Origin of the sequence: Promineifilum sp. (SeqCode), from assembly GCF_041918635.1 — a bacterium.
In the GTDB taxonomy this organism is placed as follows: Bacteria; Chloroflexota; Anaerolineae; order Promineifilales; family Promineifilaceae; genus Promineifilum.
This window is the reverse complement of sequence record NZ_JAYRVJ010000138.1, coordinates 1-1,735: the sequence shown is the minus strand read 5'-3', so window position 1 is coordinate 1,735 and position 1,735 is coordinate 1. Positions and strand designations below refer to the sequence as shown.

At 66.6% G+C, this 1,735-nt stretch carries 4 protein-coding genes; all 4 read left to right on the top strand.

The features are described 5' to 3' along the window. The coding region (locus tag ACE3UY_RS04600; protein WP_374686377.1) for a proton-conducting transporter membrane subunit at positions 1-370 on the top strand (370 nt) is incomplete at its 5' end. 23 nt (positions 371-393) lie between these two features. Then, a complete protein-coding gene (locus ACE3UY_RS04595; RefSeq protein WP_374686376.1) occupies positions 394-747 on the top strand; it encodes a hypothetical protein in 354 nt (117 codons plus the stop codon). 111 nt (positions 748-858) lie between these two features. Next, on the top strand, positions 859-1,431 hold the full coding sequence (locus ACE3UY_RS04590; RefSeq protein WP_374686375.1) for an NADH-quinone oxidoreductase subunit B family protein: 573 nt from the start codon (positions 859-861) through the stop codon (positions 1,429-1,431). Beyond that, positions 1,400-1,735 (top strand): NADH-quinone oxidoreductase subunit C (locus ACE3UY_RS04585; protein ID WP_374686374.1); only part of this gene is annotated, 336 nt, incomplete at its 3' end. The genes ACE3UY_RS04590 and ACE3UY_RS04585, both read left to right, overlap by 32 nt.

Here is a 1,735-nt window from a genome sequence, read left to right as displayed (position 1 = left end):
GCTCATCGCATTCGTGCTCAGCCTGGCCGTGCTCGGTCTGGGCGGGCTGCCGCCGTTGGTGGGCTTTATGTCCAAGTGGCAAATTCTTGTCGCCGGGGCGCAGACGCGCGACGTGGTGATCCTGGTCGTGCTGGTCGTGGCAGCGCTGAACAGCGTCCTGTCGCTGGGCTACTACGCGCCGCTGGTTAACCGGCTCTACCGGCGCGAACCGGCGGCGCTCGTCGCCAACGGCCGGGCCATCCCCCTGGCGATCACCGCGCCGCTGCTGCTGCTGGCGGCGGCCATCGTCGTATTGGGCATGCTGCCCATGCTGGCCGGCTGGCTGACCATTCCCGCGGCGGCGGACTTGCTGTCGGCCTTCGCGCCTTAAGCAGAAGTTGAGAGTTGAGCGTAATGAGCGAAATCAATTTCATCCTGACCCCTCCCATCGCCATCCTGGTCTACATCGGCCTGGTCGCCCTACTCTACGCCTTCGGCCGGCTCCTCGCCCCAGCCAGCCGCGCTACGCCGGCCGGGACGAGCCTCTATGCCGGCGGCGAGGTGGCGGCCACGCACAAGGCCGCGCCGGGTTATCGCCGCTTCTTCGTCGTCGCCTTGTTTTTTGCCGTGTTCCATCTGGGCGCACTCATGCTGGCGACGGCCGGCCTGGTGGGCGGCGCGGCGATGCTGGGGCCTGCGCCCGGGACGGCGGTACTGCTCTATGTGGGTGGGCTGGCGCTGACGCTGGTCATTTTGTTGCTCAGTTGATCGGAGATTGATTTTGGTCGGTGGTGGTTAGTCGTTGGTCGTTAGTCACAGTACGGGCGGGTTTCAAACCCGCCCCTACCACCAACCACCAACCACCAGCACGAGTCTACTATGACTACAGCTACCTCTCCAGTTTGGAGAACCGTTCTAGACCGCATTCGCAACTGGTCATTGGCGAACTCACCCTGGCTGGTGCACTACAACAGCGGCTCCTGCAACGGCTGCGATATCGAAATCCTGGCCACGCTGACGCCGCGCTACGACCTGGAGCGGCTGGGCATCAAGCTCCAGGGCAGCCCGCGCCACGCCGACGTGCTCGTCTGCACCGGCCCGGTCACGCGCCAATCGCGCGACCGGCTGCGCCGCATCTACGAGCAGATGCCCGAGCCGAAGTTCGTCGTCGCTGTTGGCGCGTGCAGCATCTCCGGCGGGGCGTTCCGCGGCTGCTACAACATCGTCGGCGGCGTGGATGAAGTCATCCCGGTCGACGTCTATGTGCCCGGCTGCGCCCCCCGACCGGAGGCCATCATCAACGGCGTCGCCATCCTGTTGAAGAAGCTCCAGCCCGATCGCGCGGCCGAGATCGACCGGCTGCTGGTCGAAGCCGGCGCCGAGGTTGTGCCGGAACACTCGGAAGAAGAGGAATCCCCTGATGGACACCCAGAACTACTTGGAGCGCGCTGAGACACTGCTGTCGCCCTGGTTGGAGGGGGCCACGCGGCCGCAAGCCAACCGGCTGGACGTGGTCGTGCCCGCCGGCAGCCTGGTCGCGGCGGCCGCGGCGCTGGCCGAAGCCCGCTGGGGTTACCTGGCCGCCATCACCGGCCTGGACCCCGGCGCGGCGACCGGCACGCTGCAGGTGCTCTACCACTTCGCTGAGGGCGCGGCCATCGTCACATTGCGCGTCACTGTGTCGCGCGACGACCCGCGCGTGCCGACACTGCGCGAGATCATCCCGCTGGCAACCATTTACGAGCGGGAGTTGAAT

What these genes read in the sequence shown, in the direction of transcription:
- ACE3UY_RS04590 (WP_374686375.1), top strand. Translation starts at nt 859, where the DNA reads ATGACTACAGCTACCTCTCCAGTTTGGAGAACCGTTCTAGACCGCATT.
- ACE3UY_RS04595 (WP_374686376.1), top strand. Translation starts at nt 394, where the DNA reads ATGAGCGAAATCAATTTCATCCTGACCCCTCCCATCGCCATCCTGGTC.